Genomic DNA, 13,442 nt, shown 5'->3' on the forward strand with positions numbered 1-13,442 from the left:
TACAGATGGTTCACTCAAAAGCGGTGAACAGCGCTTCATACGACCTCACGTCGCACGCCCCAAAGTGAGTTAGCCTTCAAATGAAGATTGATTACATTTATTTTTGGGTTGGTGTTATCAAGTAGAGTTTTTGAACTTGTTGCTTCGTAGTTATCAATCGCCTCCAGCGGGGGAATGTGCAGATACTGCTGAGGCTCGCTGCGAGCACGTCCTTGTGAGCTCAACGAAAACGTCCCTGTTTTCGACGGCCTCAACCGCATCTACACCGGATAATTGGTACTTACATTTGGGCTTTAATTGTTCGGCTTACAACTTGGAAATGCCCCAAAATCATTTTCACTGATAGTACTGGTTAGTAGCATACACCTAAATTGTTTTTGTTTGGCTTCTCTTAAGGCTATGCCATTACTACGAGGTAACTCTTTTGCAATGTAACGTATTAATACCTTACCGCTCAGTTGCTTTTCAATATAAAAGTGAAGTTCGCCGATGAAAGATATTGTATCTACAAACACTTTACCATACCTAAAAAAATGCTCGAGAAACATTTGTTAGGTGTGGCGATGAGCGATACATATGTACAATGTTGTATTACAAAAAGGTACAACTTAAGTGTTGCACTCTATCTGGGGGAAACGTTAATTCGTATCGGGAATAATAAAAATCATTAAGGATTATGAAATGTTAAAGAAAATTATAACATCGGCGCTTTTATTTGGCTCGCTAACCACATCAGCTGTAGCTATTGATAGCTATCATGTTGAATGTAATTCATGCGTTACTGATGCACAATTCACTCAGTTTGCAAAAGATAACGCTATACCCAAACAAACTGTTTACATCCATGTGATGAACATTGAAAATTATACCGTAAAAAAATATAGCGTTTACAAAAACAATGAAACTGTATGCGACCCTAATGGTAGAGAACCTGATGGCGAAGGGGGGGGGATTTACGATTGTTGGCTTGAACATACCTTAACTGCTAACGAAGTTAGTCTAACTAACGCAGAATTGAATACATTTAACTATTTTGCAGACCTACAAAATCACCTTTCATCAATATCGTTATTTGCAATTGATACACCTAAAGAGGTTTTAGATAGCGCATATGAGCTTATTGGTGCCTCATATAACGAAACTGCAGTTAGTAACTACTTTAACAGCCTTCCAGTTAAGCAAACTATTGTTGAGAAAACAGGTTTATATTTAGAATCAATGACCACAGTAGCCGCTAATTCTTATATAAAGATTAATGCTAGACCAATCGTTTTTGAATTTGATGATGGTAAGGCTTATGCCGTTCTTTCGTTTGAAGATATGGATAACGTTATACATCTTAAGTTTGTTAAAGTTATTGATAAAAACGGTAATGTAATTGACCTTGTTGATGAGAATAATCCGTTCTCACCGAAGTTTAAAACAGACGGTCTATCGCTAATACAATGGCGATCGCTATTAACAACTTTTAAAGCTTACGGATTGGCTGTTCCGGGAGCGTCAACAAAGATTGTTCCTAGAGGTTCCGTCATAATTGTAGATTGCTCAACTAGCACTGAAACTGTTTGCAATAACGGGGCGTACCATACATTCTGTCCAAAAGTGAGTTGGTAAACTCAAAGTTTTTCGCAAGTATCCGCGATAAGTTGTAGTGGTAGATGGCTCAGTATGAATAAGGTACAGCTCTGATGCGATGTGTATTATCTGATGCTTCTGTCTGATGCTTGGCTTCAGTGTTTCTAATCTGGTTAAATGTCATTATTGTGAAGCCGCCTATAGAATACCGCTTATACTTTCACGTAAGCTCTACACCACAAGTATCATTTCAAAGGTAGAGTCTCATGTGGTGGCGGATCCTTCTTATCTGTTTAGCTTATCTTCTTATCGGCGCACACTTTTTACGCTTTGGCCAAAATGAGGCGTGTATTGCTTTTGCCCTAAGTCCATTATTGCTGTTTATTAAAACCCATTGGGCGACTCGATTACTGCAAGTGGGTTTAGTCGTATCGGCATTTTTAGTGTGGGGAGTTAGTAGCTTTGAATACATTCAAACCCGAATATTGGCTGACGCGCCTTGGTATCGCCTGAGTGCTATTATGGCGGGTGTTATTGCCTTTACGCTTTTAGCGGCTTGGTGTGGTAATGGCATCATCGAAAAACGCAAGCAACGTAACATCTTTAGTTAACAGATCTATCGTCTATCAAAAACGCAGCTAGCTCCTACAACGCTTTATTGTTAATGAGCACACCCTAGCTGCGTTTTGTTTTTATTGTACAAAATACGCCGACTCAAGATATCAACCACTATATTGACCAAAGCTGTTACACACATCAGCACTAATGCGCCGTTATAGCGGATCTCTTCAAAATTACTGTCGATATAAAACCCCAATGTGGCGATGCCTAACATGCCTAAAATGGCGGTTTCTCTTAATATCACCTCAAAACGATAAAACAATAACGCCATCATGTTGGGGTATATTGCAGGCAGCACTTCATAGCCGTAACCATCGAGTCTGCCATTAAAATGGGCCGATACCGTGACATCGTCCGCGTGCCGAATGGTTAAGTACGCAATAAGTGCACCGTTATGAATTGCCAAAGCGAGTATAGCTGGCAACATTGACGGCCCTAGCAAAAGCATAAACACGAAGGCAAATATATATTCTGGTACAGAACGCAGTACCAATAATCCCAGCCGGTTAATATTAGCGATAAAGCGTCCACTTAAGCGTTTGTCACTCACCGCGCTCCCTATTAGCGCAAACAGGTGGCTCATGCCCAGTGCAGCTAAAGCGAGTAATAGCGTTGCTATCACACCGGGTAATGCTTGCTCACTGAGTAACCTGCTTAACCAATCAACAAATTGGCTCAGTAACGCCATGCCTGAAATCGCGCCACTTTGATATGCATGACTTTGCAGCGAAGAGTCTTGAAACATGGGCGGCAAAATATCTTGGCTTAGAAAACGCCAAATAAGCCCACCATCAACATGAGGTATGGTTGGCAATGCCCATATTGCGACTATAAAATAAATCGGCAGTAATTTTATACGCCCCCAATATGGAATAGTGCCTATCAAGGCAATAAATAGCATTAGTAAAGCAGCGCCTTGATGATAATGACCTTGGCGAAATGCTGATTCAAGATAAAAACCTAAGGTCGGCATACCGACAAAACCTAACACTGCGCTACTTCTCAATGCACACTCAAACCGATAACGTACATAGGCTCGAATAGGCACTAAAACATGTGCAACTCGACCATAAAAGTATCGGCTAATTCGGTCAGTCTGATTGGGGAAAGTTTGCAAGGTTGTGGTGGGAGCTTGCTGCAAAATATCACTAAAGACCCGGGCAAAGGTTGCCCCGTATGGCAATGCTATAGCAAGAATACCGGTCAATGGTGATAAACCAAAAATCTGTAAAAACAGCAGTGCCCAGAAAATCTCATGAATAGAGCGAACAAACGCACACATGGCGGCAATATAAGGCTTGTGGTAGATAAGGGATACGGGCGCGCCCCACACCAGCGCTAAGAATATGCCTAGCAGTGCAAAACTCACGGTCTGCCATAACGCATCGAGTAGGTATTCAGTGGCAAAGAAATCCGGCGCGGCAATACCTTTAGCAATCAATAACAGTTCTGCCCACGGATCTAGGGCAATAATTTCGGTATCCGCGGCATAAAAACAGATAAAGGTTATCAGCCATAGCAGCAAGGTCACTTTTTGCCAGTAACCAACAAAGGTAAACAGACTAAACCTCGAGCGATTGTGGGAGCGCAAACTAAAGATGTTTAGCGTCGCTTTGTAGCGAAGCGCTTGTACAAGCTGAACTGTTACCTGAACTGTTAGCTGAATGACGGTTAAATAAAGCATGCGCAGCAGAGTCTGTAGCTAACTTATCTTGATAAAAATTTTCTAGCGTATCGACATCCAGAGAACTTGCAGACACATCGAGTACTTTTCTGCCCTCTTTTAAACCGATAACACGGTCAAAATGGGTCAAGGCCATATCCATGTCGTGCAAAACCATTACCACCGTACTGTGGCAGGCTAAAACATGGCTTAACAAGCGTTGCCCCATAACAGGATCGAGCGCAGAAAAAGGCTCATCACCAATAAATAATGTTTGATGTTGATATAAGGCGCGCGCCAGTGCCACACGCTGCCTTTGCCCACCCGACAAGGTTGAAACTGGACTCGTTAGTGAGCAGTCCAGTTCCAGTTCGGTGGCAATTTGGTTAACCTCTTTTAACGGCTGGTGCAATGGATAAGCAAGGTTCAATAGATTGTAATACCAGCGATGGCGATTAAGTGCCCCCATAAAAATATTATGAAACACACTTAAATTCTCAACTAAACCTTGTCGCTGTGAACATAGCGCCGAGCTTGACCGTAATCGTTCATAAATATGATTTATCAAGGTCGACTTGCCACTACCGGAACGACCAATAATGGCAATTTTTTCACCTTTGCTGATGACTAAGCTCTCAAGATCTACAACCACTTTATCGCCAAACTGAATAACGACATCTTTTAGCGCTAACATGAGGTTAGTCTATCAGCCCTATTGCTTTAGCCACATCTTCTATCGGCTCATAATCTTGATTCTCAGCCGGGACAAATGACTGGCGAGGAAAGCTTTTTAACAGATGAGGATCGGTCATGCCAATGAGCGCCGACTCCACTTTTGCAGCAAAGCCTGGGCCAAACTCTTTATCAACGTCACCGCGAATCGTCCACTGATAATCAGGGTAAGCTGGACTTTCCCAAATCACATTCACTTTATTAAGATCCACTTTGCCGTTGGCTAATGCGGTTTCCCATACCTTGTAATTAACAGCTCCAACTTGATAGACACCCGCTTGAACCTGAGTAATTGTGCGGCTGTGATCACCTGAGTAACCTATGCGCTTGAACACATCTTTACTGTTTTTACCTAAGTTTCGCTCGATAAAAAATTGCGGCATTAAGCGGCCAGAGGTCGAGTTTTTTGAACCAAAGGTGAAGGTGTAACCGTTTAAGTTTGGAAAGTTGTCGCTAGGTACAATTTCTGTTGATGCATGGGCAATAAAGTAGCTCTTAAAAAACTGATCTTCGTAGCCTTGAGCAATTGCCTCAGAACCCGGCACTAAACGCCTAGCTTGTACACCAGACAGTCCGCCAAACCAAGCCAGTTGCACTTGATTGTTACGAAAAGCCGTTACCGCTGCAGAATAAGACTTTACTGGGATATATTTAACTTCAACACCGAGCTTTTCTTCAAGGTATGTGGCTATTTTATCAAAGCGAGTCCGTAATTGACGTTCATCTTCATCTGGAATAGCTGTAAACGTAAACGTAGTCGCCATCACACTTGGCGTTAATAACAGTAGCACTAGCACTGTAAATCGCCTTACAAGCGACATATTTTAATCCTTTTGCGGGTAATTTTTCACGTAACCTTAACGAAAAAGCAGCAACAAACCCAGAAAAAACGACACAAAATAACGTCTAATTCGGTATTTTTTGTATTTTATAGGCAAATATCATTCTTTAGTTCAAATAAACAACATCCAAACCAGGTGCATCACTAAGTTCAGCCTTGGTTAAGTATATAAAGCGTAAGCTTGTTCTACTAAGAAACACCTAGTTGGCAGTAAGCATAATTCTGCGTAAACTAATCAGTATTGAATTCAAGGATATTGTGACTATGCGAATATTAGTTGTTGAAGATGACCCTATCTTGTCTCACCACCTCAAAGTGCAACTGAGTGAGTTAGGTAATCAAGTGCAAGTAGCATTAACAGCCAAAGAGGGATTTTACCAAGCAACAAATTATCCTATCGATGTGGCTATTATCGACCTAGGCTTACCCGATCAAGACGGGATCAGCCTAATTCAAAGTCTTCGCGATAATGGCCTTAAAGCCCCCGTTCTCATTCTTACTGCTCGTGTGAATTGGCAAGACAAGGTTGAAGGCTTAAATGCTGGCGCCGATGACTACTTGGTGAAACCGTTTCAAAAAGAAGAGTTAGTGGCACGCCTCGATGCCCTGGTTCGCCGCAGCGCAGGCTTTGTCAAACCACAGATAACTAGCGGACCACTAGAAATCGACCTGGCAGCAAAGCAAGTCAGCCTTAACAGTCAGCCTATGGAAGTGACCGCGTTTGAATACCTTATTCTTGAGTATCTGATGCGCCACTGTCATGAAGTCGTCGCTAAGCAGCGTTTACTCGATGTGATTTACGGTGACAAAGAAGGTGATCCAAACACAATCGAAGTGATGGTTAGCCGTCTTCGTAAAAAGCTCACTAAAGATGGCCTCGAAAATCCCATTGTTACCATTCGTGGTCAGGGCTATAAATTCAACCTACCATGCAGTTAGGATTCAAACCTAAGAAACGTCTGCTCACGCGGATGTTTCTCACATCGTTATCAATTATTGCGCTAGTAGGCTTTGGCTTAGCGTGGATGGTTAATATCCTCCACGCGCAAAATAGTTACAACGAAGAGACCGCGCAGCTTATTGCAGAGATCCCTAATGTCGCCGCAGAACTGAGGGAACATGACCTTATTCCTGACAACAGCGACGAATGGCTCGAAGAAAATAGCGCAACTCAACGATATATTATCGCCAGCTGTGATAGTACCTTCAATCAAGTATGGACTTCATCATTAGCGGTCGATCGTGGCCTATTTGATACCTGCGAGCGCTTTAACGAAATAAGAGACACCTCTCCGCCCTATTACTTATCCTTAGCCGATAATAAAGGTTACTTTGTCTACTTATTATCACTCGATATTGCCAGTAACAAATACAATCTATTGGTATTAAAAGATGCTGAGAAAATTGAAAAGGAATACAGTAAGTTTAGTCGCCTAACCTATGTTCGCTTAGCCTTCGTACTCGCGCTTGCATTAGTGCTTTTGATCAGTGCTGCCTATTGGGGAATGCGACCTTTAGTCAGGCTTAGAAATGAGTTGAACTCGATCAACAATGGTAAAGCTAAATCGTTGTCAGATGGCTACCCAGTAGAGCTAGAGGGAGTGACCCAAGCGCTAAACCAACTGTTAGTGCAATCGAGCGCCCAGCAACAGCGATACCAAAATGCAATGAACGACTTAGCTCACAGCCTTAAGACACGGTTAGCTGCAGTACATGCGATTACCGATGATCGTACTCTTGATAAAGAGGCTTGCAGCGAGAAGATTATGGAACAAGTCAGCCAAATGGATCAATTGGTTAAATATCAATTGAAGCGTGCCATGTTAGGCCGTAAAGGCCTTAAACAAGAGCAGACCCAAATTGCCCCCTTGGTTAACCAATTGGCGCAGATGCTATTTAAAGTGTACCGCGACAAACAGGTTCAATTTGAAGCCGCTATTCCTATTGAACATGTGTTCCCAGGTGATAAAGGCGACTTAATGGAACTTTGCGGTAACTTAATGGAAAATGCCTTTAAGCTATGTATTTCAACAGTAAAAGTGTCGTCGTACTATAACGATGCTGGTGAGTTTGAATTAGTGGTTGAAGATGATGGTCCGGGTGTTGAAGAGAGTATCCGTCAGAATATTATTGAGCGAGGTGTGCGCGCCGATACTCAAAAGCCCGGTCAAGGCATAGGCCTTGCGGTGTGTAATGAGATTGTCATTAGCTATGGCGGACGCCTAAGTATCGAAACATCCAAGCTCGAAGGCGCCTGTTTTAGGATCTCGATCCCTATCTAGATATCAGCCAGCGCTATAGAGTTGTTCGGCGCGATTAAACATGATCCAAGAGGTCGCGATATACTTATCGTGACTCTTGGGAATGTTTCCCCGATGAGAATGAGTAAAGCCTGCAGGGGCGATGACCATAGTGCCTTTCTTGGGTTTAATCAGCTTATTCTGATAATAAAACTCTGTCTCTCCGCCCTCCTCAACATCATTCAAATAAAACATATACAGAACCACACGGTGTAAGGCTTCGTTATGACTTACTTGGGGGAACTGCTCTGAATGCCAGTGGGGGTAACCACCTTTAGCTTGTAGATACTTTTGAATATTGATACTGCCACTGCGGTACAAATACTTAATGATGGCCTCCGCACGACTCTTGCCATAGCGCTCATAGTTCTCTGGGGTTAACGTGACAGACTGACCTTGTTCGTCGGCAACATTCACGGCGACGGCGCCCATTAGCGCCATCGCATACTTGTCAAAGTATTGGGTTGCATAAGATAGCGTATAACCGAGCAGTTTATTCTTCAGCGGCGCTAAGTCTTCATGGGAGTCGAGCATAAGATCGAAACTGCGTTTTTTTGATTCATCAACTCCACCACCAGTTCGGCCAGCCCTTACTCCTGAGTGCGTATCAAACTTGCTTATCAACTCATCGCAAAAGTCATCAGGGATCGCATTTGGGTATATTTCAATGAAGTCCATTTTAAGTTTCTCTGTTTAGCAATATGTGTAAATTTATCAGTTAAGTAATTGTAAATTATATAACTTGAGTTAAAATAGCAAATTAGGATACGTTCGATAAAATACCCATGACGAATAGTTGTAAAGTCGCAGTAGCACAGTTGCAGATCGGTAACTTTGTTCAGTTACCGATTGCGTGGAAAGATCACCCTTTCATATTCAATAGCTTCAAAATAAAACAACAAGCTCAGATTGAATTGATTAAAAATCTTGGTATAGAGTTTGTTTACCTTCGCCCGGAGCGTAGCGACACCCAACCGCTTTCCTGCATTGAAGCTAAACAAGCGACAAGCATTCTTGACAATAACCTTGAGCGCTTATCTGGCGAGCTAAATCAACAAAAAGCCAAAAGCATCGAAGCCCAGCAATCGTTAAGACGCCATTTACAGAAGACTGAAAAACACTTCACCCGCAACGTTGCCATGATGAGAAGCCTCATCGGTAAACTGCGTAATCGCCCGCTTGATGCGGTCAATGAAGCTAAAGAGCTCATTCATGGTGTTGTTAATCAATTACTCACTGACGATAAGCTAGTACTTCATTTGATGTCTGACGCCAAAAGTGATGAAGGGATCTATTATCACTCGCTGAATGTGGCCGTACTGTCCATGCTCATTGCCAAAGAGTTAGCTTGGAGCCGAAAAGACATTGAGCTCGTCGGAATGGGCGCACTATTTCATGATATAGGCAAACTCAGGGTTCCGACTCAACTGCTGCGAAAGGCCACGCCTTTTACTCATGCAGAACAGATATATTTTAATCAACACCCAGCAATGGGCGCTGAGTTATTAATTGCCGCAGATAACTTTCCTAAAGAAGCATTGCCTATCATCTTAAACCATCACGAGTTTTTAGACGGTTCGGGTGTACCTAAAGGTAAAAAAGAAACAGATTTAGATAAGCTAAGTCAGTTGGTTTGTGCCATAAATACCTACGATAATTTATGTCACTCTGACCGCAGTAAAAAAGCCAAGACGCCTTATTCAGCCCTCGGTTATCTGTATAAAAACTATCAGTCCCAGCTGAATCAGCAAGTGATTAGTCGCTTAGTCAAGATGCTCGGTATTTATCCGCCTGGCAGTATTGTTGAGCTAGCCTCGGGTCAGTTTGCCATGGTGATGTCGGTCAACTTAAGCCAACTACTGTTACCACGGGTGTTGGTATATGATCCCACCGTACCCAAAGAGCAAGCACCTATTGTCGACCTGGCCAATGAGGGCTTAAGCATCGTCCGATGCTTACCTGTTGCAGCGCTTCCGGAAAAAGTGATTAAGTACCTAAACCCTAGGGAGAAGATCAGCTACTTCTTTGGTGCAGAAAAGTAATATTAGTCCAATAAATATCAGCCCTTTCAGTAGGAATTAACATTCCTGCAAGCTAGGGCGATATCTTTGCGTAATACACTGAAAAATAATTCTCTTTCGTTGTAACTCGACGTAAAACCGCCCCGCACAAGATATATATCTAACAAAAATGGGGATTAATGACTTTATTGACTGGTATAATCACGCGCTTAAAATAGCCAGCATATTGCAGGTTTCTTGCCCAATTAGCGCTAACTGACTAGTTTTATAGAATGAGTTATCACGCTGGAGGAAGTTATTATGACTAAACTTCCAAGTTTTGACCGATTATTATGGCTTGCAGAAAATGCCCCAAAAAAACTAGATGCACTACAAAAACACCTTTGCAAAGAAACCATCGCCCAAAGCAGTAAAGCGAACCAAGCCAATCTCACCTGTTTGCTTGATAACTTAGACAAACGCTTAGCGCTCTGCAACAGTCCTTATCAACGTTGCCAAGTCGTTAGCGAGCTGATGTTTAAAAAACTTGCGCTATTAAATCAGGTGTATTCTCAACCTGAACTGTTCTTTCAAAATAAAGCGGATGTGGTCCCCTTTCAGCAAAAGACTAAAAAGGGTAAAAAAGACTAGAAAGGTTAATCGCGACCGTAAACAACATGCCATGGGTAGGTGACATCGGCACAAAAAAGCTCGCGATTGCGAGCTTTCTTTCTTTCTTTCTTTCTTTCTTCAATAGCGTGGTTGCTAGCTATTGCAGAGTAAACTATAGCCAACCTTTTCGTTTAAAGAAAAAATAGGTTCCCGCAGCACTACCAAACATCATTGCAATCGCCATTGGGTAGCCCAATTTCCAGTCAAGCTCAGGCATATTTACAAAGTTCATGCCGTAGGAGCTTGCTATCACTGTTGGCGGTAAAAATACCACGGCGGCAACAGAAAAGATCTTAATGATCTTGTTTTGCTGCAAACCACTAAAACCCATAGCGGCATCGAGTAAGAAGTTCAGCTTGTCGAAAATAAACTGACTATGAGGCATCAAAGACTCAATATCTGACAGCATCTCACGCAGATCTTTTAACTCATCATCGGTCAATTGGCCACGATAATGCTTCTGCATAAACCTTAACGAACGTTGGGTATCGAGCAAACTTAATCGAATTTTGCCGTTTGAATCTTCTTGGCGGGTGATCAGCTTAAACACATCATCAAGCTCTTCATTCTTAAACACCTCTTCACTGACGTTTTCAAGTACGGTATATACGTCCTCAATCAGGTCTGAAAGATAATCGACTTTAAGATTAAATAGCTCTAGCAAGAGAGTTTCAGGTGTAGTTGCGTCGATTTTACCCAGTCTCAGGTAGTTACGCAGCAAGCGGATAAGTCCCACATCTTCGTCACGGATTGTCAGTAAAAAGTTTTTGCGTAAGTTAAAAGAGACGTTTACGCCTTTAACATCTTGCCCTGCACGCTGTGGAAACAAAGAGTTGATGTGTAATCCATCATTATTCTGATAAAAACGCGCAGAAGCCTCAATCTCATTGATATCCTCTTCATCCGGCACATCTTCAACAGAAAAATGGCTTAACCATTCTCTTTCATGTTCATCGGGTTTATATAGGTCCAGCCAAATAATACTGGGAGGGATACTATCCTTGATGCTCAATTCAATAATCGTAAGTTTACGATCCTCATAGGCATAGGCTGTAATCATAGCTCCTCCTTTAAACGCTTATAGCAAATATTCTGAACAAAAAATTTGGGCTATTCTAACCTATAACGTCATATTACAAAGGGCAAAGCATAATAAAGTGCACAAATATTACTTATTTACCGTATTAGCAACGATAATTCTTTCCTGATTGGACAATCTAATGCGAATTCCGTTAACAGTTGTTAACTCATTGCTAGCAATATCCTTCTTTCTAACTTGATAAACTACGGTTTCCTCACTCATAGGTGACACTATCGTTACACTGACAACTTTATTACCATCACTCCAATCCCAATACCAATAGGCAGCTGACGCAGTGAGAGATAAGCTGACGAGTACATAAGCACCGAGCCGAAGTTTCATGTTCTTGCCTAACTCTTTTGTACTCGCTCGGACACCTTTTTCTCTCGGTTTACGGATATAAACCATCGCGCCAGCAATGATAAGTAAGGTGATTAAAATTTTAGTGAGCACTTGCTTCCCCTTTGCGGTGTTTAGGGCAATTATACCCGCATATAACAAGATAAACTGTTACTAATATCCAAGCATTACGACGTAAGTCAGTAATAAAATCATCTTACTATGCAACTTTAACATCATTCTGCTATAAAGAAGACATTACACCATATTAGGATCCCAGATGAATCGTTATTATGCCGCAGCTTGTAGTTCTGTTTTATTGTTAAGTTCGTCAGCATTGGCTGATGTGACCTTGTCTATGCCATCTAATTCAGAACTCGTCCTCGTCAATGGTATAGAAACTAGTGGCCATGAAACACTTAAACTAGACAATGGCACGAATCAGATTGCGTTTCGCTATCAGGGACGCTATCAACAGCAAGGTTCCCAAACTCAGTTTCAATCTGACGTGATCATCATTAAGTTCGATGAAACGAATGCTGAGCTTTCGTTAACCTTACCAAGAATTCGCTCTAATAGTGCTGCTGATAAGTTCAACCAATCACCACAAATCTCATTGGAAGATGCTAATAAACAAGTGATTAATTTCGAGCAAGGAAAGTTAATTAAAGACGGCTTACAACTAGGTCGTGACTATAAAACAGAGATGGCAGCGTACAATCTGACTCAGCAAAGCGCCTCTCTTAAGCTACAAGCCCCCCCAGAGGCAACAGTGCAAGCCGTAACCCCAGCGATAGTTGCAGCGCAGACATCTAGTCCTACAACCGCTACAGCTACAGCTACAGCTACAGCTACAGCCGCTCAGCCTAATAATCAGATAAATGTCGGTCAAATGCTTGATTTTTGGTATAGCCAGGCCGATGAAGCAACACGTAAAGCGTTTAAAAAGCGCATCGAAAATCAATAATAAACTGAGCAATAACGTCTAAGTGTTAAGGTTAATAAAATAAACAACTGCTGTAGCTTATCGTAGCGCCTAAACGGAAAAAGCCTCATCGAAATATGAAGCTTTTATCTTTATGCTTGAGGGTAAGTACAGTGATAGCCACATGCTCACGAGCGCCTAGTTTTAGCTAAACTGGGGCGGACTATCTATTTTAAAAGAATTATTGACGCTAAACGAAAAAGCTTCTGCATTCTTTTCAATAAGCAGTGCATAGGCTTTCATCTTTATGTTTGTGGGTGAATGTCTCGTAGCGATGAGCTTATGAATGCGAAGCTGGGGAGGTCTTGATCTTATCAAGAGATGAACCCGCGCCCCCAGCGTGACAGGCCCGACTAACTCTAATGAAATGCCCTAAGAACTCCATGGATGAAGTGAATTCTAGAGATTGTCTGGAACAATCTTAGTCCAACTGAGCTACGAAGTGCATGGATGCAAAAATGTCACGAAACCCATGGATGGTTGAGAGTAACCGCTCCTTTAGCAAAGTGCTTACGCATATCACTGAAATTTTCTTTAAATAACAGATACGAAAAATCCCTGCTATTACTAGCAGGGCTTATCGTAATGTTTGTGGGTGAGTACAGCGATAGCTGTGAGCTTACGAACGCGAAG

The 13,442-nt window shown here is 42.1% G+C and carries 13 protein-coding genes; 7 read left to right on the forward strand and 6 right to left on the reverse strand.

Going from position 1 to position 13,442, the window contains the following annotated elements; genetic code table 11:
* Positions 1 to 681: 681 nt before the first annotated feature.
* Positions 682 to 1,614, forward strand: a complete 933-nt coding sequence (locus tag ACVBJC_RS19925; protein WP_447162664.1) for a hypothetical protein — start codon at positions 682 to 684, stop codon at positions 1,612 to 1,614.
* Positions 1,615 to 1,841: 227 nt separating this feature from the next.
* Entirely contained in the window at positions 1,842 to 2,186 is a 345-nt protein-coding gene (locus tag ACVBJC_RS19930; RefSeq protein ID WP_447162663.1) for a hypothetical protein, read from the forward strand.
* Between the two features lie 50 nt (positions 2,187 to 2,236).
* Here the strand turns inward: ACVBJC_RS19930 and ACVBJC_RS19935 are convergent, their stop codons facing one another.
* From ACVBJC_RS19935 to ACVBJC_RS19945, 3 genes are read right to left on the reverse strand one after another with little or no spacing between them, the layout of a single operon-like run.
* The gene (locus ACVBJC_RS19935; protein ID WP_447162662.1) at positions 2,237 to 3,880 is read right to left on the reverse strand and encodes a PhnE/PtxC family ABC transporter permease; all 1,644 of its coding nucleotides are present in this window, start codon (positions 3,878 to 3,880) and stop codon (positions 2,237 to 2,239) included.
* Complete coding sequence (locus tag ACVBJC_RS19940) at positions 3,789 to 4,553, reverse strand: ATP-binding cassette domain-containing protein (RefSeq protein ID WP_447162661.1); 765 nt, start codon at positions 4,551 to 4,553, stop codon at positions 3,789 to 3,791. Before ACVBJC_RS19940 ends, ACVBJC_RS19935 begins: the two co-directional genes overlap by 92 nt.
* A 4-nt stretch (positions 4,554 to 4,557) precedes the next feature.
* The gene (locus ACVBJC_RS19945; protein ID WP_447162660.1) at positions 4,558 to 5,412 is read right to left on the reverse strand and encodes a putative selenate ABC transporter substrate-binding protein; all 855 of its coding nucleotides are present in this window, start codon (positions 5,410 to 5,412) and stop codon (positions 4,558 to 4,560) included.
* 284 nt (positions 5,413 to 5,696) lie between these two features.
* On the opposite strand from ACVBJC_RS19945, the gene ACVBJC_RS19950 reads away from it, so the two are divergent.
* Positions 5,697 to 6,371: a response regulator gene (locus tag ACVBJC_RS19950; protein WP_447162659.1), complete on the forward strand. Its 675-nt coding sequence runs from the start codon at positions 5,697 to 5,699 to the stop codon at positions 6,369 to 6,371.
* Positions 6,362 to 7,714 (forward strand): ATP-binding protein, encoded by a 1,353-nt coding sequence (locus tag ACVBJC_RS19955; RefSeq protein ID WP_447162658.1) that lies wholly within the window; start codon positions 6,362 to 6,364, stop codon positions 7,712 to 7,714. Before ACVBJC_RS19950 ends, ACVBJC_RS19955 begins: the two co-directional genes overlap by 10 nt.
* A 3-nt stretch (positions 7,715 to 7,717) precedes the next feature.
* Here the strand turns inward: ACVBJC_RS19955 and ACVBJC_RS19960 are convergent, their stop codons facing one another.
* Complete coding sequence (locus tag ACVBJC_RS19960) at positions 7,718 to 8,410, reverse strand: 2OG-Fe(II) oxygenase (RefSeq protein ID WP_447162657.1); 693 nt, start codon at positions 8,408 to 8,410, stop codon at positions 7,718 to 7,720.
* 107 nt (positions 8,411 to 8,517) lie between these two features.
* Between ACVBJC_RS19960 and ACVBJC_RS19965 the strand changes: the two genes are divergently transcribed.
* Both ACVBJC_RS19965 and ACVBJC_RS19970 read left to right on the forward strand, forming a co-directional pair.
* Positions 8,518 to 9,774 carry an HD-GYP domain-containing protein gene (locus tag ACVBJC_RS19965; protein ID WP_447162656.1) on the forward strand — a complete coding sequence of 419 codons (1,257 nt, stop codon included), beginning with the start codon at positions 8,518 to 8,520 and terminating at the stop codon, positions 9,772 to 9,774.
* Positions 9,775 to 10,053: 279 nt separating this feature from the next.
* Positions 10,054 to 10,383 (forward strand): DUF3135 domain-containing protein, encoded by a 330-nt coding sequence (locus ACVBJC_RS19970; RefSeq protein WP_447162655.1) that lies wholly within the window; start codon positions 10,054 to 10,056, stop codon positions 10,381 to 10,383.
* Positions 10,384 to 10,516: 133 nt separating this feature from the next.
* Here ACVBJC_RS19970 and corA read toward each other — a convergent pair whose 3' ends face one another.
* Positions 10,517 to 11,464 carry a magnesium/cobalt transporter CorA gene (corA, locus tag ACVBJC_RS19975; protein WP_447162654.1) on the reverse strand — a complete coding sequence of 316 codons (948 nt, stop codon included), beginning with the start codon at positions 11,462 to 11,464 and terminating at the stop codon, positions 10,517 to 10,519.
* 108 nt (positions 11,465 to 11,572) lie between these two features.
* Entirely contained in the window at positions 11,573 to 11,938 is a 366-nt protein-coding gene (locus ACVBJC_RS19980; protein WP_447162653.1) for a hypothetical protein, read from the reverse strand.
* A 166-nt stretch (positions 11,939 to 12,104) separates the two neighbouring features.
* On the opposite strand from ACVBJC_RS19980, the gene ACVBJC_RS19985 reads away from it, so the two are divergent.
* Entirely contained in the window at positions 12,105 to 12,791 is a 687-nt protein-coding gene (locus tag ACVBJC_RS19985) for a DUF2057 domain-containing protein (protein WP_447162652.1), read from the forward strand.
* The last annotated feature ends 651 nt before the right edge of the window (positions 12,792 to 13,442 follow it).

It is taken from the genome of Shewanella sp. 0m-6 (assembly GCF_052977325.1).

Coding starts and splice junctions, on each gene's coding strand:
- ACVBJC_RS19925 (WP_447162664.1), top strand. CDS start 682: ATGTTAAAGAAAATTATAACATCGGCGCTTTTATTTGGCTCGCTAACC.
- ACVBJC_RS19930 (WP_447162663.1), top strand. CDS start 1,842: ATGTGGTGGCGGATCCTTCTTATCTGTTTAGCTTATCTTCTTATCGGC.
- ACVBJC_RS19935 (WP_447162662.1), bottom strand. CDS start 3,880: ATGCTTTATTTAACCGTCATTCAGCTAACAGTTCAGGTAACAGTTCAG.
- ACVBJC_RS19940 (WP_447162661.1), bottom strand. CDS start 4,553: ATGTTAGCGCTAAAAGATGTCGTTATTCAGTTTGGCGATAAAGTGGTT.
- ACVBJC_RS19945 (WP_447162660.1), bottom strand. CDS start 5,412: ATGTCGCTTGTAAGGCGATTTACAGTGCTAGTGCTACTGTTATTAACG.
- ACVBJC_RS19950 (WP_447162659.1), top strand. CDS start 5,697: ATGCGAATATTAGTTGTTGAAGATGACCCTATCTTGTCTCACCACCTC.
- ACVBJC_RS19955 (WP_447162658.1), top strand. CDS start 6,362: ATGCAGTTAGGATTCAAACCTAAGAAACGTCTGCTCACGCGGATGTTT.
- ACVBJC_RS19960 (WP_447162657.1), bottom strand. CDS start 8,410: ATGGACTTCATTGAAATATACCCAAATGCGATCCCTGATGACTTTTGC.
- ACVBJC_RS19965 (WP_447162656.1), top strand. CDS start 8,518: ATGACGAATAGTTGTAAAGTCGCAGTAGCACAGTTGCAGATCGGTAAC.
- ACVBJC_RS19970 (WP_447162655.1), top strand. CDS start 10,054: ATGACTAAACTTCCAAGTTTTGACCGATTATTATGGCTTGCAGAAAAT.
- corA (WP_447162654.1), bottom strand. CDS start 11,464: ATGATTACAGCCTATGCCTATGAGGATCGTAAACTTACGATTATTGAA.
- ACVBJC_RS19985 (WP_447162652.1), top strand. CDS start 12,105: ATGAATCGTTATTATGCCGCAGCTTGTAGTTCTGTTTTATTGTTAAGT.